The sequence below is a fragment of the Chryseobacterium sp. MMO-72 genome, from assembly GCF_037146035.1.
GTDB lineage: Bacteria > Bacteroidota > Bacteroidia > Flavobacteriales > Weeksellaceae > Chryseobacterium > Chryseobacterium indicum.
In genome coordinates this window covers 216,187-238,130 of the sequence record NZ_JBBCWG010000003.1, presented here as the reverse complement: position 1 = coordinate 238,130, position 21,944 = coordinate 216,187, and the positions used below count along the sequence as shown (strand labels likewise).

At 34.5% G+C, this 21,944-nt stretch carries 24 protein-coding genes; 9 read left to right on the top strand and 15 right to left on the bottom strand.

Annotated elements, in window-relative coordinates; all coding sequences use genetic code 11:
* Positions 1-51: 51 nt before the first annotated feature.
* A complete protein-coding gene (locus WFH39_RS06315; RefSeq protein WP_273139652.1) occupies positions 52-648 on the top strand; it encodes a superoxide dismutase in 597 nt (198 codons plus the stop codon).
* Between the two features lie 50 nt (positions 649-698).
* On the opposite strand, the gene WFH39_RS06310 is transcribed toward WFH39_RS06315, so the two are convergent.
* A complete protein-coding gene (locus WFH39_RS06310) occupies positions 699-1,121 on the bottom strand; it encodes a DUF6146 family protein (protein ID WP_214588213.1) in 423 nt (140 codons plus the stop codon).
* Positions 1,122-1,169: 48 nt separating this feature from the next.
* Positions 1,170-2,360, bottom strand: coding sequence for an endonuclease/exonuclease/phosphatase family protein (locus tag WFH39_RS06305; RefSeq protein ID WP_336689211.1), 1,191 nt, complete (start codon positions 2,358-2,360; stop codon positions 1,170-1,172).
* A gap of 251 nt (positions 2,361-2,611) precedes the next feature.
* On the opposite strand from WFH39_RS06305, the gene WFH39_RS06300 reads away from it, so the two are divergent.
* From WFH39_RS06300 to WFH39_RS06290, 3 genes are all read left to right on the top strand, one after another.
* Positions 2,612-5,485 carry a carboxypeptidase regulatory-like domain-containing protein gene (locus tag WFH39_RS06300; RefSeq protein WP_214588215.1) on the top strand — a complete coding sequence of 958 codons (2,874 nt, stop codon included), beginning with the start codon at positions 2,612-2,614 and terminating at the stop codon, positions 5,483-5,485.
* A 34-nt stretch (positions 5,486-5,519) separates the two neighbouring features.
* A complete protein-coding gene (locus WFH39_RS06295) occupies positions 5,520-6,911 on the top strand; it encodes a DUF5689 domain-containing protein (protein WP_235132552.1) in 1,392 nt (463 codons plus the stop codon).
* A gap of 75 nt (positions 6,912-6,986) precedes the next feature.
* Entirely contained in the window at positions 6,987-7,496 is a 510-nt protein-coding gene (locus WFH39_RS06290; protein WP_336689210.1) for a DUF7336 domain-containing protein, read from the top strand.
* 65 nt (positions 7,497-7,561) lie between these two features.
* Here the strand turns inward: WFH39_RS06290 and WFH39_RS06285 are convergent, their stop codons facing one another.
* The 6 genes from WFH39_RS06285 to WFH39_RS06260 all read right to left on the bottom strand — a co-directional run bounded on the left by WFH39_RS06285 (position 7,562) and on the right by WFH39_RS06260 (position 11,642).
* On the bottom strand, positions 7,562-8,032 hold the full coding sequence (locus WFH39_RS06285) for a DUF6702 family protein (RefSeq protein ID WP_235132554.1): 471 nt from the start codon (positions 8,030-8,032) through the stop codon (positions 7,562-7,564).
* 58 nt (positions 8,033-8,090) lie between these two features.
* Positions 8,091-8,843 (bottom strand): TIGR00730 family Rossman fold protein, encoded by a 753-nt coding sequence (locus WFH39_RS06280; protein WP_336689209.1) that lies wholly within the window; start codon positions 8,841-8,843, stop codon positions 8,091-8,093.
* A gap of 7 nt (positions 8,844-8,850) precedes the next feature.
* A complete protein-coding gene (locus WFH39_RS06275; RefSeq protein WP_214588220.1) occupies positions 8,851-9,564 on the bottom strand; it encodes a nucleotidyltransferase family protein in 714 nt (237 codons plus the stop codon).
* A 115-nt stretch (positions 9,565-9,679) separates the two neighbouring features.
* Positions 9,680-10,090 carry a RapZ C-terminal domain-containing protein gene (locus WFH39_RS06270; RefSeq protein WP_235132557.1) on the bottom strand — a complete coding sequence of 137 codons (411 nt, stop codon included), beginning with the start codon at positions 10,088-10,090 and terminating at the stop codon, positions 9,680-9,682.
* 94 nt (positions 10,091-10,184) lie between these two features.
* Positions 10,185-10,589: a GxxExxY protein gene (locus WFH39_RS06265; RefSeq protein ID WP_214588222.1), complete on the bottom strand. Its 405-nt coding sequence runs from the start codon at positions 10,587-10,589 to the stop codon at positions 10,185-10,187.
* Positions 10,590-10,625: 36 nt separating this feature from the next.
* The gene (locus WFH39_RS06260; RefSeq protein WP_336689208.1) at positions 10,626-11,642 is read right to left on the bottom strand and encodes an aminoglycoside phosphotransferase family protein; all 1,017 of its coding nucleotides are present in this window, start codon (positions 11,640-11,642) and stop codon (positions 10,626-10,628) included.
* A 48-nt stretch (positions 11,643-11,690) separates the two neighbouring features.
* On the opposite strand from WFH39_RS06260, the gene xrtF reads away from it, so the two are divergent.
* The 5 genes from xrtF (at position 11,691) to WFH39_RS06235 (ending at position 14,422) form a co-directional block, all read left to right on the top strand.
* Positions 11,691-12,221 carry an exosortase family protein XrtF gene (xrtF, locus tag WFH39_RS06255; RefSeq protein ID WP_336689207.1) on the top strand — a complete coding sequence of 177 codons (531 nt, stop codon included), beginning with the start codon at positions 11,691-11,693 and terminating at the stop codon, positions 12,219-12,221.
* On the top strand, positions 12,208-12,636 hold the full coding sequence (locus tag WFH39_RS06250; protein WP_336689206.1) for an exosortase F system-associated membrane protein: 429 nt from the start codon (positions 12,208-12,210) through the stop codon (positions 12,634-12,636). The genes xrtF and WFH39_RS06250 overlap by 14 nt, the downstream gene beginning before the upstream one ends.
* 188 nt (positions 12,637-12,824) lie before the next feature.
* Positions 12,825-13,187: a helix-turn-helix domain-containing protein gene (locus tag WFH39_RS06245; protein ID WP_271246047.1), complete on the top strand. Its 363-nt coding sequence runs from the start codon at positions 12,825-12,827 to the stop codon at positions 13,185-13,187.
* 198 nt (positions 13,188-13,385) lie between these two features.
* Positions 13,386-13,580: a hypothetical protein gene (locus WFH39_RS06240; RefSeq protein WP_336689205.1), complete on the top strand. Its 195-nt coding sequence runs from the start codon at positions 13,386-13,388 to the stop codon at positions 13,578-13,580.
* A gap of 65 nt (positions 13,581-13,645) precedes the next feature.
* Positions 13,646-14,422, top strand: coding sequence for a GLPGLI family protein (locus WFH39_RS06235; protein ID WP_336689204.1), 777 nt, complete (start codon positions 13,646-13,648; stop codon positions 14,420-14,422).
* 71 nt (positions 14,423-14,493) lie between these two features.
* Here WFH39_RS06235 and WFH39_RS06230 read toward each other — a convergent pair whose 3' ends face one another.
* The 7 genes from WFH39_RS06230 to WFH39_RS06200 form a co-directional block, all read right to left on the bottom strand.
* Positions 14,494-14,847, bottom strand: coding sequence for a helix-turn-helix domain-containing protein (locus WFH39_RS06230; protein WP_336689203.1), 354 nt, complete (start codon positions 14,845-14,847; stop codon positions 14,494-14,496).
* Positions 14,848-14,878: 31 nt separating this feature from the next.
* A complete protein-coding gene (locus tag WFH39_RS06225) occupies positions 14,879-15,877 on the bottom strand; it encodes a cation diffusion facilitator family transporter (RefSeq protein ID WP_336689202.1) in 999 nt (332 codons plus the stop codon).
* 54 nt (positions 15,878-15,931) lie between these two features.
* Entirely contained in the window at positions 15,932-16,924 is a 993-nt protein-coding gene (locus WFH39_RS06220; protein ID WP_076391627.1) for an aspartate-semialdehyde dehydrogenase, read from the bottom strand.
* Between the two features lie 33 nt (positions 16,925-16,957).
* Entirely contained in the window at positions 16,958-17,389 is a 432-nt protein-coding gene (locus tag WFH39_RS06215; protein WP_214588228.1) for a hypothetical protein, read from the bottom strand.
* 92 nt (positions 17,390-17,481) lie between these two features.
* Positions 17,482-20,208: a TonB-dependent receptor gene (locus WFH39_RS06210; RefSeq protein WP_336689201.1), complete on the bottom strand. Its 2,727-nt coding sequence runs from the start codon at positions 20,206-20,208 to the stop codon at positions 17,482-17,484.
* Positions 20,209-20,417: 209 nt separating this feature from the next.
* The gene (gene nadC, locus WFH39_RS06205) at positions 20,418-21,278 is read right to left on the bottom strand and encodes a carboxylating nicotinate-nucleotide diphosphorylase (RefSeq protein ID WP_235132562.1); all 861 of its coding nucleotides are present in this window, start codon (positions 21,276-21,278) and stop codon (positions 20,418-20,420) included.
* Between the two features lie 10 nt (positions 21,279-21,288).
* On the bottom strand, positions 21,289-21,930 hold the full coding sequence (locus tag WFH39_RS06200; protein ID WP_336689200.1) for a hypothetical protein: 642 nt from the start codon (positions 21,928-21,930) through the stop codon (positions 21,289-21,291).
* Between the last annotated feature and the right edge of the window lie 14 nt (positions 21,931-21,944).

The following is a 21,944-nucleotide window of genomic DNA, read 5'->3' as shown; positions in this document are numbered from 1 at the left end:
ATTAAATAATGGCTAAATTTGGGTAATAACATTAACATTAAAAATAAAATTATGTCATTTGAATTACCAAAACTAGGATATGCTTACGATGCATTGGAGCCGACAATTGATGCAAGAACAATGGAAATCCACCATACAAAACATCATCAAGCATACGTAGACAATTTAAATAATGCGATCAAAGGAACTGATCTTGAAGGAAAAACTATCGAAGAAATCTGCCAGACAGGAACTGATAAACCAGCGGTAAGAAACAATGGAGGAGGACACTTTAACCACACCTTATTCTGGGAAATTTTAACTCCGGGCGGAAGCAAAGAACCGGTAGGAAATGTAAAAGCTGCTATTGAAGCTTACGGAGGTTTCGAAAAATTCAAAACAGATTTTTCTGATGCTGCTAAAACAAGATTCGGTTCAGGATGGGCTTGGTTGGTAAAAAATGCTGATGGTTCCGTTACTGTTTCTTCAACTCCGAATCAGGATAACCCGTTAATGCCGGTTGCAGACGTAAAAGGAACACCTGTTTTGGGACTTGACGTTTGGGAGCACGCTTATTATTTAAATTACCAGAACAGAAGACCTGATTATGTATCTGCATTCTTCGAAGTGGTAAACTGGGATAAAGTAGAAGAATTATTCAACAAATAATTTTCAACGTTTTATAAAAAAGAAAGGTTCAGAATTGCTCTGAACCTTTTTTAATATCTTGTGGTATCACTTCCCGAAAGTCCGTTCATTTTCAGACCGTATTTCCAGTTTACATAAGCAAAAACCTGATACAGTTTGTATTCGAATTTAATACCGTATTTTTCCTTCGGATCATAATCAATCGAGGATTCTATGACGTTTCTGTATCTTCCTGAATTGTAATACGAATTCCATTCTGTGACTAGAAAAGTATTTCTGTTTTTCAGATAAGATTCAGAATACTGGCTGATTGGCTTTGCAACCGCATTCAGAAAATAATCAAACTGAGTATCGATTACCGTAAGATCCCATTCTCCATCATCATTTTTTGATGGTTTCATTTCCGACTTTTCTTTTTCATTCTTAGGATTGCTCTGTGCAGAACAATTGAATGAAAATAAAGAAAGTGTTAACAGTAAAACTAAATTTTTCATCTTATAAATTTACAAAAAAAAGACACTCAATCTGAGTGCCTTATATTTTTATGGTTCTTTCTGGAGGACTACAAATGCCGGAAAGTGGTCACTGTAACCGCCGGTAAACTGGTCGCCGTTCCACGATCGGAAAGGGTAACCTTTGTAATTTCCTTCTTTATTCACTAAGTAAGCTGGAGCAAAAATTTCAGCCTTATATACCGAATAATCTTTTGTAACCTGATCCTGAATTAAATTTTTAGAAACAATGATCTGGTCAAATAAGTTGGGTGCGTCCTGATATGCTAATGAAGCAACTCCTTTTTTGTACAAAGGATACATTAAATTCAGGTAAGGATTAGCATCACTTAAATCTTTCGGGCTTGGCTGAGCTTTCAGATAATTTTTTAAGCTTGAACTTACAGGATCGTCGTTAAAGTCTCCCATGGCAAATAATTTAGTAGAAGGATCTGCAGCTCTTACACTGTCCATCTGCTGTTTTAGTAAAGCTGCTGCTGCATTTCTTTTTGGCAGGGAAATAGCTTCGCCTCCTCTTCTTGAAGGCCAGTGATTCATGAAGAATGCCACTTTCTCATTATCAAGGAAGCCTGTAACAACCAGGATGTCTCTTGTATATTCTCTTTTTCCGTCATCACCGAAAACTTTCAGTTCTTTTTTCAAAGAATTTGTTGGAGTGAATCTTCTTTTCTGATAAATCAAAGCCACATCAATTCCTCTGTAATCGTAAGAATTGTAATGGATGATTCCGTAATCATATTTCTTCAGTGCCGGTTCATTAATAAGATCCTGAATAACCTGTCTGTTTTCAACCTCAATTAAACCTACTACTGCAGGAGCTGTTTTGGTATACTGTGCTCCCATTTCAGAAATTACTTTAGCTTCATTTGCTAATTTTGTTTTGTAAACTTTGGTGTTGTAGTTTTTAGCACTTTTTGGAGTAAATTCTTCTGAACCTCCTTGGTATCTTACGACTTTTTTCCCGATTAAAGCGCCGTCGCTCCACGGTCCGTCGTACTTTTCAGCTTCTAAAAACTTAACGGAATCCAATGGAATACTTCTGTGAAAAGCCGGATTTTTAATGTCTTTAGTTCCGTCGATATAATCTGCTGAGCGAATCGTGTCCCAAAGGTTTTCCACATTCAAAAAACCTACAGTGGCCACTTTTCTCAGTTTACCCTGCTGTTGTGAAAATGCCATTATCGAAAAAATGATGGCAAAAAAACTCAAAAATTTCTTCATTCTCTTAGAGTTATTATTAATATTATTTAATCTGCAAATTTACTTTTTTTTAACTTCCCGCTATTTTAAATATTTGTAAATTTAAAATGTGGTATTTACGTTTTTATTTATAATGATTCTTAAAAGCTTGCAATGTTAAGAAAAAATAACGTAAAAAAAGTTGTAAATTCTAAAAATTGACTAAATTTGCGTCCCCAACTTTTAAACTGTTGAGAATTAATAAGAAAAGTATTTAAAAAATAAATATACTCATGATTAAAAAACTATCATTAGTCTCTTTATTTACTTTACTTCCAGCGTCATACTATTTTGCACAGACTACGGTCTCTGCATATTTAAAAGATGCCGAAGGAAAACCCGTTGAAAGGGCAGAAGTAGATCTTAAAGGGAATGACAATGATGTAACGGCTGACAAAATCGGATACTTCCAGTTTGTAGACCTAAAGCCGGGGCATTACCAAATTGTGATTACAAAACCGAATTACGAAACCAAAGTAATGGAGTTTGATGTAATGGACAGTGAGAAGAAAAAGGATTTAGGGACTATTACCCTATATTCTGCACTTACAAGCGCGGATCAAGGTTTAGCAATCATTGACAGTGATGGAGACGATGAGGATAGCAACAGCGGACAGGCTTCTACAGTCGGTTTACTGCAGTCATCTCAGGACATTTTCAGCAGAATCGCAGCGTTTGATTTAGGATTTTATTGGTTCCGCCCAAGAGGAATCGATGGAAGATTTGGAGAAACTATGTTAAATGGTGTTTCCATGATCAAGTCTGATAACGGTAATGTGGATTTTGGAAACTGGGGAGGACTTAACGAAATTACAAGATACCCGGAAATTTCTTCAAATCATTCACCTTCTGAATATGCTTTTGGTGGAAATAGCTCGGTAGTTTATAAAAATACTAAAGCGAGTGAATACAGAAAAGGATTTCAGTTTACTCAGTCTTTAACCAACAGAAATTACAGAAACAGAACATCTCTAAGATACAGCTCAGGAATGAGTAAGAGCGGATGGGCATTTACTGCAATGGGAGCAAGAAGATGGGCGAAAGAAGGTATTCAGGAAGGAACGTTCTATGATGCTTACGGAGCTTATTTAGGAATTGAAAAGAAGTTTAATGATAAGCATACGATGACGTTCAATTTCATCGGTGCACCTTACAGAAGATCTACTGCAAGTCCAAGTACTCAGGAAGTATACAACTACAGAGGGGTTCATTACAATTCTTATTGGGGATATCAGGACGGAGAGCAGAGAAGTGAAAGAGTAAGAAAAGGATTCCAGCCGATCTTCCAGATTCAGGATTTCTGGAAAATCAATAAAAACAATACGCTTTGGACTTCTGTATCTTATCAATTCGGAAAAGACAAAGGTTCTCGTCTGGATTGGCAGAATGTACAGAATCCATCTCCTACATACTACAGAAACTTACCAAGTTATTACGATTCATTAGATCCTAATGCTTCTGTAACTCTTCCTACAGGAGTAACAGGAACAACGGCTCAGCAGGCTTTTCAGGCTGCAATGAACGGATGGACTTCCAATGATCCGAACTTTACACAGCTTAACTGGGACAGATTATACCAGAGAAATATGCAGCAGCCTGCAGGAACCTATTATGGGCAGACTGGTAAAAGAGCATTATATTATTTGGTAAACGATGTAAGTGATGATAAAATCTGGAATGCTTCTACTCACTTTGTTCACAACTTTAATGATAATACGAAATTCTTATTAAACGTATCTTATCAGAATTACCGTTCTGAGCAGTACAGAGAAGTAAACGATCTTTTAGGTGCTGATTTTGTACTGAACAGAGACCCGTTTGCAGCAACAAACCAGCCCGGAAAATCAGGATTATACAATCAGGGTGAAGAAAATGTAACGAAAAAAGTAGGTGATAAAATGACTTACGACTACATTTTCAGAAGACAGGAAGTAAAAGTAAATCCTGGTGTAAGATTCACAGCGGGAGCTTTTGATGTATTCGTATCTGCATTGGCAGGATATTCTTCTTCAAACAGAGAAGGTCTTTTCAATCATTACTTATACAAAGATTCTTATGGAAAAGGGATGGATTATAACTACTGGAACTACGGTCTGAAAGGACAGATCGTTTACAGACTGAATGGTAGAAACTTCTTTGTATACAACGGAGCGTATTATAATCAGGCCCCTTATCTGGAAGATTTATTTGTAAATCCAAGAGTAAACGGATCTGTAGCACCCAACGTGAAGAGCATGACGGTAAATGCAAATGACCTTAGTTATGTTATTTCTTCTCCTTTCTTAAAACTAAGATTAACAGGTTATTTGGTTGATACAGACAATGAAACAACAGTTCAGAGATTCTTTGCAGACGGTATTCCATTAAACAGTGTGGATGCAGATGGTAATCAGACCAATGTTCAGAGTGCTTTTGTATCTCAGGTAATGACGGATGTTAAGAAGAGAAATATGGGAGTTGAACTTGGGGTTGATGTTAAAGTGTTACCAACATTATCATTACAAGGTTTAGCAAGCATCGGACAGTATACTTATAAGAATGATCCAAAAACTTATTTTGCATCAGATGCAGTAGGTGTTTTTGCAAACGGTCTTCCGTATGTAGATCTTGGAAAAGCATATATCAATAATTATCGTCAGGGAGGAACTCCTCAACAGGCTTACTCGGTAGGTTTCCGTTACAACAACCCGAAATACTGGTGGGTGGGTGCCAACTGGAATTATTTTGATGAAAATTATTTAGATCCTGCAGCTTTAGTGAGAACAGAATCGTTTGTTCAGAACAATGTTACAGGAACTCCATATTACGGGCTTACAGATAGTGATCTTAGAAAAGTACTTCAGCCAAACAAATTGCCTTCGTCATTCTTTCTGAATGCGAATGCAGGAAAATCTTGGGTAATCGGTAAATACTATGTCTTAATTTCTGCTACAGTTAATAATATTTTAAATAACAGAAAATATATTACAGGAGGATTTGAACAAACAAGAAATGCGGTGTATCCTACCTTCTCTCAGGATTTGAATAGAGAATACACTTTGTTTGCACCAAAATACTGGTACACTCAGGGAAGATCATATTTTGTAAATTTACAGTTCAGATTTTAATATCAATTCACTAATTATTCTAAAAATTAATAAAATGACAATAAAGAAATACTTAAGTTTAGTAGCAGGAGTTGCATTTGCGGCGATTTCTATTACATCTTGCGTTCAGAAAGACGAGTGGGAAACTCCGCCAATCAAGTGTGAGAATAAATTCCCGGCTCCTACAATGACTTTGGCTGCTTTCAAAGCTCAGGCTCCTTCTACAGGATATGTTTTAATTTCAAACGACCAGATTTTTGATGGTTATGTAGTTTCTTCAGATGAAAACGGAAACTTCTATAAAACAATTTCTTTCCAGGATAAGCCGGAAAATCCGACTGCAGGTTTACAAATTGAGGTTGACAGATCCAGCAACTATGCAGATTTTCCTGTAGGTGCGCACATCAGAATTAATGCGAAAGGTTTAAGATTAGGTTTAGACAGAGGTACTGTAAAAATCGGTTCTGTAGATCCTACTTACGCAATCGGAAGAGTGCCTGCTTCTTTGTTAAGCAGATATGTTTCAGGAGTTTGTAACGGGAATGGTCTTGAGGTGGTTACAATCAAACCTTTAGAATTACCAAACCTTGCTGCTGCAAAAAGTGACCAGTATATCAATACATTGGTAAAAGTTGCTAATACACAGTTTACCATTGCAGATATTTATCCTACTGCTAAAACATTTATCGATTATGTGGCAGGAGCAGGAGTAGATACTGACAGAACTTTGGAAGATGCTTCCGGAAACAGTGTAACTTTAAGAAATTCAGGTTTCTTCTCTGAAGGATCTAAAACATTACCAACAGGAAACGGAGATATTACTTTTGTAGTAAGCCGTTATAATACAACTTGGCAGATGCTGATCAGAAATACAAATGATATTAACTTCAAAGGAACAAGAGTAGATGCTACACCGCCGAAAGGAGGAACTGCAATTACTTATTCAGGAGCTTTCCTTGAAAACTTTGAGAGTTATGCTACATCTCCAGCTAACCTTGAAGTATTTCCTAAATATGTAAACGATCCGCTTCTAGGAAACAGATACTGGCAATTAAAAACTTTCAGCGGAAACAAATACATCCAGTTGGGAGCTAATTCAGGAACTGGTCCTTACGTAACTTATTTTGCAGTACCTGTTGATTTTACAGCAGCAAACACACTGAAATTTGACGTAAACGTAGGATTCTTTAACGGTAATGCTTTAAAAGTATATTATACAACCAATTATACTCCTCTTGGAGATATTACTCAGGCTACCAAAACAGATATTACTTCTGCATTTACAATTCCACAGGCTCCTACAGGTGCTTATGGAACAATTGCTCCTGCAGGAATGTACACTTTCCCGACTTCTTTAACGGGTAACGGATTTGTATTATTCGAATACACAGGAAACGGAAGTGGTGTTACCACTACAATCCAATTGGATAACATTCAGGTTCAGTAAGAATTTTGAAAATTTAAATAGTATAAAGGCTGTCTTTTTAGGCAGCCTTTTTATTTTTGCCAAAACTTATAGAATATGCAGTATTTTGTTTATGCTTTAGATCATACGTATACAGATGATTCCCGTACAGAATCTAAAAGGTTAGGATATTTTAAGAATTTAGAAGAACTGCAAAAAGTAAAGAGTAAGGCTGTTCAATTACCGGGTTTTAAAATATTTCCGGAATGCTTTGTAATTCAAAAATATATTTTAGATAAAGTTAACTGGAAGGAAGGATTTACAGAGGTTATAGGAGAAATAGGACCGGATTATCTGGAATCGGGAGATGAGGTTGATGCAAGTATAGTATCGGTAAAAGAGCTGGGAATTGAATCTGTTTTTTGCCTGAGCCATACTTATACACTCAATACCTATTTGGATGATGAAAGATTTATCGGAATATTTTCAGGCTATGAAAAAGCTCAAATGGTGATGAATGAATTAAAAAATAAATCTGGGTTTAAAGATTTCCCAAACGATTTTATTCTTGATGAAGTGGAATTAAATGCGATGCACTGGACAACCGGATTTTATTGGGAACAATAAGTGAGTATAAACTCAAACAAAAAACCACCGCTTTTGCGATGGTTTCGTTGTTAATTTCATTGTCTTTAAAAAGATACTTCATTTACTTCTTTTCCGCGTTGGAAATTCATTGTTTTCTGAATTCCCTGATACGCAATATTAACAAGGTTAATCTGCTTTGGAAAAGCACTTAAAAGGATTGTATTCTTTATTCTTAAGGTATTGATATCCGAAACGCCTCCCGTTTCAAAATATACCCATACTGTTTCTCCGCTTACCTGACTACCCGTAAATGTAATTGTTTTCGGTGAGCCATTGACATACACATCAAAATTATTGTTTACATACTTTTTAACTTCTGCTTCAAATCCTGCCGTATTCGGGTTAATTTTTATAGCATCGGAAATGTGATTTGTATTCATTTTTGTAGTGAACTTCAATGTTTTGCTTCCATCAATATAATCCACCTTAGTCATTGAAGAGAAAAAGTCTACATACGTGAAACTCAATAGCACAAAAAGTGCTAAAATTCCTGATATAGATAAAATTTTTTTCATCTTAGATAATAAATTTACAATCATGATTGTTAGTTTTAAGTCACAAATAATATGCCAATTAAAAATTCACATTTACAGAATACTTATCATAAAAAGCCTTGATGTGTGCTACCGCTTCATCCGCGCTGTCTACCACTCTGTAAAGTTCAAGGTCTTCTTCATGGATCATCTTTTCTTTCAGTAAAGTAGTTCTAAACCAGTCTAATAATCCGTTCCAGAATTCCGAACCTACCAGAACGATGGGAAATCTTCCGATTTTATTGGTTTGAATCAGCGTTAAAGCTTCCGTAAGCTCATCCAGTGTTCCAAATCCTCCCGGCATTACGATAAATCCCTGAGAATATTTTACAAACATTACCTTTCTTACAAAAAAATAATCGAAATTCATCGAATAGGATTTGTTGATGTAAGGATTAAAATGCTGTTCAAAAGGCAGATCAATATTTAAACCGATTGATTTTCCCTGAGTATTAAAAGCTCCTTTATTTCCTGCTTCCATAATTCCGGGACCACCTCCGGTGATAATTCCGAATCCTAGTTTTGTAATCTTCTCCGCAATTTCTACCGCCATTTTGTAGTATTTGCTTTGAGGCTTTAATCTCGCCGATCCGAAAATAGAAACACACGGACCAATTTTAGCCAGTTTTTCATAACCGTCCACAAATTCTGCCATCACCTTGAAAACCATCCAGCTGTCTTTTGTAATGGTTTCGTCCCAGGTTTTTTGTCTGAGGCTGTTTTGTAATTTCGTTTCGTTACTGTCAAATTCAGGATTTACCAGACTTTCATCTCTCGTTCCTTCAATTCCCATTGTACAATTATTTAAAATGTTTTTCGGCTTCCGTTACAGATTCCGGTCTGCCGACATCAATTAAAATGCTGTCGTGCAGAAAACCATGAATATGCTCCGTCTGCATAAGATCCAGATATTCTTCCATTACAGAAAATTTACCTGTTCTTTTTATCTTTTCAAAGATAACGGGATTAATACAATGAACTCCACTGAAAGCCAGAGCTTTAAATCCCTTGTTAAACTCAGCAAGTCTCTGTTCGCCGGTCTGTACATTCAGCCAGCCTCTTAACACCATATCGTCGTTGAAAAGCAGTTTTCTCGAACTCTCTCTGTCCGATACAGCTAAAGTAGCAAAATCTTTTATCTTTTTATGGTATTTTACAAATTCTGTGATATTAATATTGGTAAGAATATCTGCATTCATGATTAGAAAGTCTTCCCCATGATCGAGAAATTTTCTTGCAAAAACCAAGCCTCCGCCAGTTTCCAGCAGTTCTTCTCTTTCGTCCGATATTTCAATTTTACATCCGAAGTTATCATTCAGCTTTAAAAAATCAACTATTTGATTTCCAAAATGATGAATGTTGATGACAAAATCGTTGATTCCGAAATTTTTTAAATATTTAATATTTCTTTCCAGAAGCGGAATCTCATTCACTTTTGCCAAAGCTTTCGGATGATGGTCGGTAAATGGTTTTAATCGGGTTCCTTTTCCGGCTGCAAAAATAAGTGCTTTCATTTTTTATGGGTAATGAGTAATTGGTGATGAGTAATAAAATGACCGTGTTTAAATTAAAAACAAAAAGTAATAAAATATCAACGAATTTAAAATATTACTTATTGCACATTACTCATTACTTATGATTAAGTTGATGCTGTTCGTCGTGATGAAGGCTGATTTCAACTTTTTCACCATACTTTTCTTCAATAAAATGAGCTATTTTTATCGCAGAATAAACCGATCTGTGTTGCCCTCCTGTACAGCCGAAGTTGATCTGAAGATTCTCAAAACCTCTTTCCAGATAATTATCTATATTAATGGAAACAAGATTTTTAATTAATTCCAGAAATTTAGGCATTTCGGTTTTTGTTTCCAGATATTCCTGAACGCCGATATCATTTCCGGTCTGGCTTTTATATTCTTCCACTCTTCCGGGATTCAGGATTCCGCGACAGTCGAACGTAAATCCGCCTCCGTTTCCTGTTTCATCCTTTGGAATTCCTCCTTTTTTATACGAAAAACTGTGTATGTCAATGTGTAGCATTTTTTTAATTTTATAATTATTTATTTATTCTTAAACCATTAAGATTTATATTTAAGAAGTTAAGTTTATTTAAGATTTTTGATAAATCAAAATTTTAGTTTGGGAGCTCTTTAAAGTACTCATTAATAAAAGGTTTTAAAGATTTGGTTATATTATCGGTAAAGAAATTTATTAATAAACCCTGAGGCTTTTTCAAAACTTTCATGTAAGTTAACAACTGAGCTTCGTGTATAGGCAAAATTTCTTCAATTGCTTTTAATTCTACAACAATAGTATCATTTACAAGCAGATCAACAACCAGTTTCGTTTTTATATCAACACCTTCATAATTAATGGTTGTATAAAGTTGTTGTTTTACATCATATCCATTTTTAATGAGCTCAATTTTTAAACATTCTTCATAAATACTTTCAAGTAAGCCGGGTCCAAGTGTTTTGTGAACTTTTATTGCAAAACCGGTAATTTCATAAGACAATTGTGTGATTTCTTTTTTAGTCATAACACTTAAATAAACTTAACTTCTTAAATATAAATCTTAATGGTTTATTATTTCTTCAATTTTCAACTTTGTTTTATCTGAACTCAATTGTTTAATCACTTTTTCCAGTTCGGGATAATCTTTCATATTTTCCCAGTTTTGTGCAAAGACTGTAATATTTTCGATTCCCTTTTCGATGCTTGAGATGAAGTGATGTTTTCTCTGGATCAGTCCTCGGAAACCGTAAGCTCCCAAAACCTGCAGGAATCTCATCAGTTGAATTGGTTTTACCGAGGTTTTTAGTTTATTTTTAAGTTCCTGATTTTCAAATTGATGAATGTAATAATCAAGCATCTCACTTTTAAAGCTTTCATTGAAATTTGCTTTTGCCTGAAACAGAAAAGAAATCACGTCATACATTAACGGACCTTTCATCGCTGATTGATAATCGATAAATGATACTTTTTTCTGATCATTTACCATCATATTTCTCGCCTGAAAATCGCGGATCATTAAACCTTTCGGCTCCAGATTTTCGATGAGAGAAACGATGTTCTTAAATTCTTTTAGTAGAGTAGATTTGTGGTATTCCAGTTCCAGAACATCCGCCACGAAATTTTTAAAATAATACAGATCGTGCATTACCGGAAGTTCGTCATAGTTTTCATATTCGAAAGTTTTGGTGAAATCTACCTTATTCTGTGTTGAAATCTGTAATTGATATAACTTTTCCAAAGTCTGCTTTACCAAAGATTTTACATTTTCTGATAAGCCTTCTTTGGAGATAATTTCTGATAGTGTATTTTCTCCTAAAAATTCCTGAATATACATTTTCCGGTCCTCCGAAACTGCAAAAATTGCGGGAGTATTGAGCTTTAAATCAGAAAATAAATAAGAGTAATACAAAAAACTCTCATTTTCCGCGATGTTTTCGTTGTAGGTAATGATATACGTTTTATCTGCTTTTGCGATAAAATTTACTCTTGCGGAGCCGCTTTGAGCTAAAGTAATAAACTCAGAAGGCTTTTTTCCTGTGTAATTTTCAAAAAATCTTTGGGCGTATTCGGAAATCATAGATGTCACAAATATAATAATTTACAGGCGAATTTCTATATTTGCATTATGCTAAAGGATTTTAAACCTGTTTTGAGCATTCTGCTGCGCTTCATCATCATTTATATGGTGCTGCTTCTAGCCTATCAGTTTTTTCTGAACAGTTTTCAGAAAGAAGGTCTCGATCCGTTTTCCAGAATGATTGCGGAGCAGGTGAGACATATCCAGAACTTTATGGGTTTCCCGACGCAGTTGTATAATGATATCAAAGGTGAGCAGGTTTATTTTTATGTCCGGAACGAATATCCTACAAGAATGGTGGAAGGCTGCAATGCCGTTTCTGTGATGATTCTTTTTGTAGCATTTGTTTTTGCCTTTTACAAAGGAAAAAAGACTTTCGTTTTCGTTGTTCTGGGGCTGATTTTGCTTTATATTATTAATGTTTTAAGAATTGTGGGGCTTAATATTGTTGTTTTAGATTACAAAGCATACAGTAAAACAACTCATGATTATATTTTTCCTGCGGTTATTTACGGAACGGTAGTCGTACTCTGGCTGGTCTGGATTAAATTTTTTGCTTTAAAAAATGAAAAATCTTAATTGGATTTTAGTCATAATAGGGGTTTTTGGTCTTATAAGTGTAAGAATACTTGAAGACAAAATTTTCTATGATCCTTTTCTCAATTATTTTCATGAAGCAAATAAGAATCTTCCTTTTCCGGATTTTGAGTGGGGAAAATTAATTCCCGGCTATATTTTCCGGTTTATTCTGAATCTGTTATTTTCATGCATTGTAATTCACTTTTGGTTCAGAAACAAGCAGTGGACAATTCAGGGAGCTGTTTTAATTGCGATTATTTTTGCGATTACATTTCCGATTTATTTGTACTGTATTTATGACAGATTTGAAATCGGATATCTTTTTTCTTTTTACATGAGAAGATTTGTAATCCAACCTTTGACTTTACTTCTTATTATCCCGATGTTTTATTACAGAAAACAAATAAACAAGTGAAAAATATCTTGTAAATAGTATAAGGTGTATTTTTATATGTATAAAGCGTGTTTTTAAAAATTTTATATGATTAAATATATGCTTTTCGCATAAAATTATATATTTTAATATTTAAAAAATATTATTTAAATGTAAATTTATATATTTAATATGTATAATTTTGTATTTTATACGTAAAATAGTAGATAATGAGTTCCAGAAAATATCAAAAAAAAGGAGACTTTCCGCATCCCCATCTTGGGGAGCTTGTAAGAAAAATTATTGATGATAAAAAACTTACACAGGCGGAAGTAGCAAGAAGAATGCAGATTTCTCCAACATCATTAGCTAATTACTTCAAGCAATCGTCACTGCAATTCGGGATTGTTTGGAATATTGGCTTGGCAATAGGCTACGATTTTCTTACGGAGCTAACAAATTATTATCCGTCTACTTTAGCTTTAAACGAGGATGCTAAGATTGTAAAGGAACTTACAGAGAAAACCCAAAGAATAGCAGATATGGAAAAAGAAATTGAAATCTACAAAGCAGCTTTAGGAATAAAAAGATAAATTTTTTTTGCTTTGAAACTTGCTTATACTTTTAAAAATTTCATTTAAAAGTGACTTGTTTGTAATGTTTTAAATGTAATCTGTTATTTTGGTTAAATGTTGGGAAAGTACAGCAATATTTGCTGTGTTTTTATTACAAAAGTTCTCATTTTTACTTCATAGGTTTGTGATGTAAAACAATTAAAAAATCATTTGATTATGAAAAAAACATTATTAGCGGGAGCTTTACTATTGGCAGGTGTAGTTAGTGCATTTCCTTTTAGAACCTCTTGTGGAACTATTGTAATGGTAAATGGAGCTACTGGTTCTTTAGCGCATATTGAAAATATTTGCGAATCAATCAACTTTGCTGTTTGCGGGGAATTTGCAGAAGTTACTTTATACTATCATTAATCAATAATTAATCAAAAAAGTAAATCCATAATTAATTTTATGGATTCATTTTTTACTTATATAATATGAAAAGACTTTCAATATTTTTTATTTTATTATCAATAAAGTTGTTGTCACAAACAAGTTTTAGTGTTGTTTATGAAGCTGATTATAAGTTACAATATAAATTACTTAATTCTCCAAATGCAAAAGTTGAAGAAGCTGCATTTGCATTATTAATAAACGAAAAAGAATCATATTTTAAAAATATGAACAAATATGTAGGAGATTCTTTACGCTTTGAAAAGAAACTTGATGAAAATAAAAGTAATGGTAAATACTTTACTTTTTTTCGGGAAAACATAGGAACTACATACGGAAAAATATATGTTACAACTTCCATTTCTAATAAGAACTTTAGATACGAAGAAACTAATGATATAACTTGGAATTTAATTAATGAATATAAAACTATAGGAAAGTATAAAACTCAAAAAGCTACTACAAAAATATACGGTAGAACTTGGATAGCATGGTTTGCTAGAGATATTCCTTTTCCTTTCGGACCATATAAATTTAATAAACTCCCAGGGCTAATCTTAGAAGTTTATGATGACAAAAACGATTACCACTATACATTGTATAAATTTGGAAAAAGAAAATATCTATGTAAATCTGCAAATATGAATACAGAAGGTGTGAAACTAGTTGAAAAATCTAAAATATTTGACTATCAACGTAAAGAAATAGGCGATCAAAATCAATTCAATGACTACATAGAGGATAAAGAAACATTGAGTATGTTAAGAAAAAAGTCTGCCGAAAGAGCAAAACAATATAATCCTATTGAATTGGAGCCTTGATTAAATGTAAAGCCTTGCAAATTTTGCAAGGCTTTACATTTGAATTCTTGAAACTCAAATTATAAAAAAAATTATTCTTTATTAAGATATTTATCAAGTTCCTCCTTAAGTTTTAAAACTGAACTTTCATCTGAAACATTAATTATATTTATAACAATATTGCCTTTTTGTACACCAACTCCACCAGCTTTATCCTTATTTTCAATATTATTTATGATTTGAATTTTTTGATCATTTTCAAAAAGTTCTTTTAATTCAACCTCGAAAATTTCTGCTAACTTCGGGATGTATTGAGACTTTACATCAAACATTTCACTTTCCCAGTTGGCATAGGTTACCCTGTCGATATTTAGCTTATCTGCTATATCCTGCTGAGAAAATTTTGTTTTGCTTCTTAATCTTTTAAGATTTGTTCCTACTCCCATATTATTATTTTTAACAAATGTAATAATTTTTTTATTCCGCTGTATGCTTATCCACAGAAGTCACATTTTCGGGTGTCCAGATTACTCTTTTTACAAACTCTTTTTCGCGTACCGGACAATCGGATATCTGACAGACAGGACAGGAAATTGGTCTGCAATCGTCCATATGAAAATTAAATTCTACACTTCTTTTTGTATTTTTTGCTAAAAGAATAATCATTTTTTCCATTTCGTTATGCGCGTCACGAAGGCTGTAATACCAAGGTAAAGTAATATGCGCATCAATATGAAGATTCGCCCCGAACTGTTGTATTTTCATATTATGAACATCAATCCATTCCGTTCTCCGGTTTTCTTCCAAAATCTGGATGATCTGTTCCAGAAGATCGGGATCCTGTTCATCCATAATTCCGCTCAGCGATTTCCGGACGATTTTATAGCCCACAACAATAATATATCCCCCAAAGCCCAGTGCAACTACAGAATCCAGCCAATAGATTTTGGTGAAATAGACGATAACTAAACTTGCAACAACGCCAAGTGTAGTTAATGTATCGGATTGAAGGTGTTTTCCGGAAGAGATCAGAACAACAGAGTTTTCCGCTTTTCCTTTTTTAATGGAAATATAGCCCAAAAGATAATTGATAACAGCGGTTGCAGCAATGATCCAGATTCCCAAATCAATTTTGTCTAAAACTTTGCCGACAATTAAACTGTGAACACCTTCATAGATGATCATGATTCCGGCAATGGCAATTAAAGCACCTTCGATTCCTGAGGTTACAAATTCTACTTTTCCATGTCCGTAAGGATGATCCTCATCTTTAGGCTTTGCAGCCAGATACAGCGAATAAAGCCCCATAAATGCGCTGATTACATTCACGATACTTTCCATGGCATCAGAAAAAACGGAGTCGGAATTTGTCAGTTTCCATGCGATAATCTTTCCGATGAATAGAATGATCCCAAAGGCGGCAATCAGTTTCTGAAAGGCTAATTTATCTTTACTTTTATTTTTATGAAGGTTCATAGGTTTGATAAAAAAAAGAATCTCATTTCTGAGACTCTTTCTGGTTTTGTTAGTTTATACTAAGTTGTTTTCTACAAGGTATTCTGCAATCTGTACCGCGTTCGTTGCGGCTCCTTTTCGCAGATTGTCTGCCACGATCCAGAGATTAAGGGTTTTGGGCTGCGAAAGATCTCTTCTTATCCTTCCAACGAAAACTTCGTCTTTTCCTTCGGAATACAGCGGCATAGGATATTCGTTGTTTTTTACGTTATCTACAACAACAACTCCGGGAGTTTCAGATAAGATTTTTCTTACTTCGTCAAGATCAAATTCATTTTCAAACTCGATGTTTACACTTTCAGAATGTCCTCCCTGAACCGGAACTCTTACTGCGGTGGCTGTTAAATTAAAGGTATCGTCCCCTAAGATTTTCTTAGGTTCTTTCATTAATTTAATCTCCTCTTTCGTATAATCGTCATCTGCAAAAACATCACAGTGCGGCAAAGCATTTTTAAAAATTTGGTACGGATATACTTTTGCGATAGAATCGTCTCCGCTGATTTCTCCGTTCAACTGATCTACAGCAGCTTTACCGGTTCCTGTTACGGATTGGTAAGTGGAAACAATTACTCTTTTTAAATCGTATTTTTTGTTCAGAGGTCCTAAAACCATTACTAACTGAATAGTAGAACAGTTCGGATTGGCAATAATTTTGTCTTCTTTTGTCAATACATCTGCATTGATTTCCGGAACTACCAGTTTTTTATCAGGATCCATTCTCCATGCTGAAGAATTGTCGATTACCGTTGTTCCTGCTTCAGCAAAAAGAGGAGCGAATTCGAGGGAGGTTCCGCCTCCGGCAGAAAAAATAGCAATATCCGGTTTGGCAGCTATAGCGTCTTTCATGCTTACAATCGTAAATTCTTCCTGTTTATACTTCACCTTATTACCTACAGATTTTTCGGATGCTACCGGAATTAGTTCGGTGATAGGGAAGTTTCTCTCTTCGAGAACTTTAAGCATAACTTGTCCAACCATTCCTGTTGAACCTACTACAGCTACTTTCATTGATTTAATTAAAAATTATTTTTGTTAATATATTTATGCCCCGAAGACTCTCGCCCACGGGAACGCGAATGCAAATAAACCTACGGCAATTAATCCCATGATTACGACTCCTAAAGAAATAGTAGGATTGGTTTTTACTTTTTTGTTAACGATCGTCATTAAAACAGCGGCGATCAGCATAGAAAACGGATGTTCTACATATTGAAATCTTAATGCTGAGTTTTTCATCACTTCACCCATATTTAGACCATTTGAGAAATTAATGATCAGCATCACAATCCCCAATAGAAACTGAACGTGGAAAAAGATCATTGTGAAAAGAGTAGTCTTTTTAAGGAAATTATTTACTTTTCCACTGAATCCGAACATGGTTGCTAAAAGTGCAATAACAAACAGCGTCACCAAAAGAATTTCCAGATATCCGAATCCTTTGTGAGCATTAAGTAAAATGTTGTAAAAGTCCATATTTATTTTTTTCTGTTTTTCAGACACAAATATAGCAAAAATCCCGGCGAAAAGCCGGGATTGATATTTATAAAATCTAATTTATGTATTTATTAGAAGTTGAAAGACAGGGTTGCAGACCATGTTCTTCCGTATCCGAAATAAACCTGGTTTTGCTGGCTTACTCCATTCCATGTTCCTGCTGCCTGATAAGTCTGATAGTTAGACGTTAATGTTGCAATCTGAGCAGTGGTTAATGGTGTTGATTGAAGAGGTCTGTTTACCGCAATGTACTGATCTAAAGTTAATCCGGTTTTGATGTTTGTATTAGATTCTGCAATGTAAGTCTTATCCAGCAAGTTATAAACATTACCTCTAATCGTAAAGAATTGTTTAGGATTGTTTAATTTAATTTTAAAAGATATTCCTAAATCAACTAAACCATAAGAAGGTAATTCTAAAGCACCTTGGTTTCCTGCATCCGGATTGGAGAAGTTAAGAAGGTTTAAGTTAGCATATAAATTTTTAATCCCTCTATATGTTCCGTCGAATGAGAACCAGTCTGTTGGCTTGAATGTAAATCCAACTGCTGCTGAAGTTTGTGCTGCTCCACCAACTTTAACTTTATCTATATAAAGAGTCTGAGTATCTGCGCTGATTTGTTCATTTGTTTCGCTAAAGATATTCCCTTGTGCATTTCCTTTATAGTACCAGTCACCCACAGAAAGCATACCATACAGGCTTAACATTTTGTGAACATTAGCATTTGCTTCAATTTCAAATCCCTGGTGAATTTCTGTAATTCCCTGAAGGTTTGAATAAGCAGTCGTTGTTGAAATTGTTGAACTTGGATTAGCCGGATCTGGATAAGTAAATGAAAGATTACCTCTTCTCAAGAATCTGTCTCTCCATTCAGTTCTGTAAAGGTTCACATTGGCTGTGAAGATACCGGAACGGAATCCATATCCTGCTTCAACACCGAAGATTTTCTCATTCGTTAAGTTAGGATTTAAATAGTTTTTGTTATTTGGATAAACAGCGTTTAGGAAAGGTTGTTTAGAATAATATCCGATATTTACAAAAACGTTGTGCTGATCATTAATGTTGTAGTTAGCACCTGCCTTTACATTATATCCTACAATATCTTTAAAGCCTGTTTTCTCGTACAATAATGGATTTGTAGCGGTAGGCTGAGCAATTGTTGGTGCAGATGTGTTTCTGAAACCTGCTTGCTGACCATTTAAGAGAGTGACTCCATCAATAATAAAGTGATCTATTCTTTGGAATGACTGGTTAGATAACGCTCCTGAAACAAATGCAGATAATTTATCACTAGAGTATTCTAACTGACCAAATCCACCGTACCATAAAACTTCACCGTCATTGTTATATCCTACCATATCATCCATGCTGTTTCTTTTTCCTCCGAAAGGATTGAAAGTTGGTTCAGCTTTAAATGTATTGGAAACTACTCTTGGAGTTACAGTATATAAATTTCCTGGAGCAGTATAAAAGTTTCTATTCGTATTATCTTTATATCCTGCTGCTCCGTAAAGATCAGAAAGTACCTGATAATGATATCCGTAATAATATCTGTCGTCTGTACCGATTGTGAAGTTTAAGTTATCATTAATTTTATGATTGAAACTAATAATTGCTCCAAACCAGTTATGAGAGTTGATAGATGATCTTCTTACTAAAGTGCTACTTGCTGCAGCAGTGTTTAGATTAACATTTGCGTTTGTAGCAAAAATTCTGTCATACGCAATTTGTCCGTTTGCATCAACAAAAGAATTTACTCCTCCTGTTGTACTACCCACACCTGTTGGAATTCTACCTAAATCTCCAGTTCCTCCACCTCTACCGAAAGAAGCATAGAATACTGAATTTAATTTAGATTTTGAGCTGATATTCCAATCCCAGTTTAATGACATTACCGGTTTGTGATAGTAGTTTACCCTGTTTGATAAAACTTCACCGTTTCTCCATCCCCAGTCTGCATTATATCTTCTGTTTGGAGTTCCATCGTTATCAGAATTATATTTGATGTAATTCTGAATAGTAGAATAAGTTGTTCTTTGGTTGTGCCATTGAGGAGCTCCCGTAATGGTAAACTGGAAATCATGTTTTTTATTTGGCTGATATCCTAAGGCAAAATAATAGTTATACCCTTCGAACTCAGTTCCGTCTGCGTACATTGATCCGGCAGTTCTGCTCATTAAGAATGAAGAAGACCATCCTTTTGCAGATTTACCTGTATTGTATGCAAATAAAGTTTTTAAATAATCATTATTACCAAGACCCAGAGAAACAATACCTCCCTGTTTTTTATCAGCAGCTCTTGTTAATACGTTAATCGTACCACCAACAGAAGCAATGGCTAATTTTGAAGATCCAAGACCTCTCTGTACTTGCATAGCAGAAGTTACGTCAGAAAGTCCAGACCAGTTAGACCAGTAAACGGCTCCGTTTTCCATATCATTCACGGGAACACCATTTACCATTACAGCAATATTTTCCTGTGCGAATCCTCTAATATTGATTTTAGAGTCTCCAAAACCTCCACCGGCTTTTGTAGCATATACAGATGGGGTTGTATTTAAGATTTCAGGGAATTCCTGATTTCCTAATCTTTCAACGATTTGCGCTTCTTTGATTGTTGAAACTGCTACAGGAGTTTTTCTATCTTTTGCGATATCAGCAACTCCAATTAACACTACCTCGTCAATGTCTTTAGACCTTGTATCTTTTACAGTGTCTTTAACCTGTTGAGCATAATAAACGCTAGCTGTAGATAATGTAATTATCGCAGTTAGCATTGATTTGTTGATTAATTTCATAATCGTTAGTAATAGTTAGATTTAATTTTCTGCAAAATTGAGGAAATTTATTTTAACTAATATTAACTGTATGTTAATTTTTAAAGGTTCTTAATAAGGTTTAAAATGTTGGTTTACAATGTATTGAATAATAATTGATATTTCGCATGAAAAAAATCACATTATTGAGTTTTTAACAAAAGGGGATCATTTTTAACAAAAATTCAATGCTATTTCACGGCTTTGAGGCTTAAATCTATATTTTCTGCTGAGTGAGTAAGTGCTCCTGCGGAGATGTAGGTAACGCCTGTAGAAGCAATTTCTTTAAGCTGATCGCGGGTAATTCCTCCCGAAGCTTCACTTTCGCAAGAGCCATTAATTAAGCTTACTGCTTTTTTCATGGTTTTTACGTCCATATTATCCAGCATGATTCGGTCTACCTTCGCATCAATAGCTTCCTGAACTTCATCCAGATTTCTGGTTTCAACTTCTATTTTAAGCTTTTTCTTGTTCTTTTTGATGTAGTCTTTTGCCATTTTTACGGCATTGGTAATGCTTCCGTTGTAATCGATGTGGTTGTCTTTCAGCATGATCATGTCATAAAGTCCGTATCGATGATTGGTTCCACCACCAATGGCAACAGCCCATTTTTCGCATACCCTGAAGTTTGGAGTTGTTTTTCTGGTGTCCAGAAGTTTTGTTTTGGTTCCGATGAGTCTGGAATCCCAGTCATGCGTTAATGTTGCAATTCCGCTCATTCGCTGCATACAGTTTAAAACCAGTCTTTCCGTTGAAAGAATAGATCTTGCACTTCCGGTTACAATAAAAGCAATATCTCCTACCTTTACAGCATCACCATCTTTTACGAAAGTTTCAACGTTTAAATTTTTATCAAAAGTTTTAAAAATAATTTCAGCGAGTTCTACTCCTGCAAGAATGCAATCCTGTTTTACCAGTAGTTTTGCACTTTGCTCTAGATCTTTCGGAATGGTTGAAAGCGTAGAATGATCGCCATCCTGAATATCTTCTTCAAGAGCGTTTTTAATAAACTGTTTTAAAACTTTATCAGTTACGTATGCAGGTCTTTTCATATTTTTAATTTTAGTAATAATAAGATGCTTTTGTTCCGAATAACAAATCGTGAATCACAAAAAGCAAAATTACTTCATTTTCATCAGCTTTTATTTTTTCGAATTCAATTTTATTTTTTATTCGGATATTGTCTTGATTGGTTGCTGTAAATTCTATTAAATATTTTCCTTGCGGATTGTAAGCATCAGGATTTTCTATATACAGAAAATATTTCCAGTTCAGATTTTTCCACTGATATTCTGTCCCATGAAAAAGAAGTTTATCTCTTTTAAATTCTAAAATCGGATGTTGATGATTGTTGATATAATAAAATGTCTGAGGAAGTTTGTTATCATTTATAATTTCATCCAGATCGAATTGATCTTTTCCGAAATAATAAGATTTTCCCATTGTAAGTATATTGCACAATAGATTTAATGGAAGAGGATATTTTGCTCTTGAAATGATAATTTTCTTGATATAATTAAAGAATCGAACCCCAAAAGATACAGCCGCTAAAATGAACATCCAGCCCAGAAAATAGATTTCATCATGATGCTTGCTTCCAAAAATAAGAAAACCAAGTACAATGAGAACGATAAAAATCAACATGACTCTTAAAAAGTTTAAAAGATTCATGATGGTTAAAATTCTCAGACTGAAGATTTCCATACTCCGTATTTGCT

Excerpts from the sequence above, each read along its gene's own strand:
- WFH39_RS06315 (WP_273139652.1), top strand. The coding sequence starts at position 52 with ATGTCATTTGAATTACCAAAACTAGGATATGCTTACGATGCATTGGAG.
- WFH39_RS06310 (WP_214588213.1), bottom strand. The coding sequence starts at position 1,121 with ATGAAAAATTTAGTTTTACTGTTAACACTTTCTTTATTTTCATTCAAT.
- WFH39_RS06305 (WP_336689211.1), bottom strand. The coding sequence starts at position 2,360 with ATGAAGAAATTTTTGAGTTTTTTTGCCATCATTTTTTCGATAATGGCA.
- WFH39_RS06300 (WP_214588215.1), top strand. The coding sequence starts at position 2,612 with ATGATTAAAAAACTATCATTAGTCTCTTTATTTACTTTACTTCCAGCG.
- WFH39_RS06295 (WP_235132552.1), top strand. The coding sequence starts at position 5,520 with ATGACAATAAAGAAATACTTAAGTTTAGTAGCAGGAGTTGCATTTGCG.
- WFH39_RS06290 (WP_336689210.1), top strand. The coding sequence starts at position 6,987 with ATGCAGTATTTTGTTTATGCTTTAGATCATACGTATACAGATGATTCC.
- WFH39_RS06285 (WP_235132554.1), bottom strand. The coding sequence starts at position 8,032 with ATGAAAAAAATTTTATCTATATCAGGAATTTTAGCACTTTTTGTGCTA.
- WFH39_RS06280 (WP_336689209.1), bottom strand. The coding sequence starts at position 8,843 with ATGGGAATTGAAGGAACGAGAGATGAAAGTCTGGTAAATCCTGAATTT.
- WFH39_RS06275 (WP_214588220.1), bottom strand. The coding sequence starts at position 9,564 with ATGAAAGCACTTATTTTTGCAGCCGGAAAAGGAACCCGATTAAAACCA.
- WFH39_RS06270 (WP_235132557.1), bottom strand. The coding sequence starts at position 10,090 with ATGCTACACATTGACATACACAGTTTTTCGTATAAAAAAGGAGGAATT.
- WFH39_RS06265 (WP_214588222.1), bottom strand. The coding sequence starts at position 10,589 with ATGACTAAAAAAGAAATCACACAATTGTCTTATGAAATTACCGGTTTT.
- WFH39_RS06260 (WP_336689208.1), bottom strand. The coding sequence starts at position 11,642 with ATGATTTCCGAATACGCCCAAAGATTTTTTGAAAATTACACAGGAAAA.
- xrtF (WP_336689207.1), top strand. The coding sequence starts at position 11,691 with ATGCTAAAGGATTTTAAACCTGTTTTGAGCATTCTGCTGCGCTTCATC.
- WFH39_RS06250 (WP_336689206.1), top strand. The coding sequence starts at position 12,208 with ATGAAAAATCTTAATTGGATTTTAGTCATAATAGGGGTTTTTGGTCTT.
- WFH39_RS06245 (WP_271246047.1), top strand. The coding sequence starts at position 12,825 with ATGAGTTCCAGAAAATATCAAAAAAAAGGAGACTTTCCGCATCCCCAT.
- WFH39_RS06240 (WP_336689205.1), top strand. The coding sequence starts at position 13,386 with ATGAAAAAAACATTATTAGCGGGAGCTTTACTATTGGCAGGTGTAGTT.
- WFH39_RS06235 (WP_336689204.1), top strand. The coding sequence starts at position 13,646 with ATGAAAAGACTTTCAATATTTTTTATTTTATTATCAATAAAGTTGTTG.
- WFH39_RS06230 (WP_336689203.1), bottom strand. The coding sequence starts at position 14,847 with ATGGGAGTAGGAACAAATCTTAAAAGATTAAGAAGCAAAACAAAATTT.
- WFH39_RS06225 (WP_336689202.1), bottom strand. The coding sequence starts at position 15,877 with ATGAACCTTCATAAAAATAAAAGTAAAGATAAATTAGCCTTTCAGAAA.
- WFH39_RS06220 (WP_076391627.1), bottom strand. The coding sequence starts at position 16,924 with ATGAAAGTAGCTGTAGTAGGTTCAACAGGAATGGTTGGACAAGTTATG.
- WFH39_RS06215 (WP_214588228.1), bottom strand. The coding sequence starts at position 17,389 with ATGGACTTTTACAACATTTTACTTAATGCTCACAAAGGATTCGGATAT.
- WFH39_RS06210 (WP_336689201.1), bottom strand. The coding sequence starts at position 20,208 with ATGAAATTAATCAACAAATCAATGCTAACTGCGATAATTACATTATCT.
- nadC (WP_235132562.1), bottom strand. The coding sequence starts at position 21,278 with ATGAAAAGACCTGCATACGTAACTGATAAAGTTTTAAAACAGTTTATT.
- WFH39_RS06200 (WP_336689200.1), bottom strand. The coding sequence starts at position 21,930 with ATGGAAATCTTCAGTCTGAGAATTTTAACCATCATGAATCTTTTAAAC.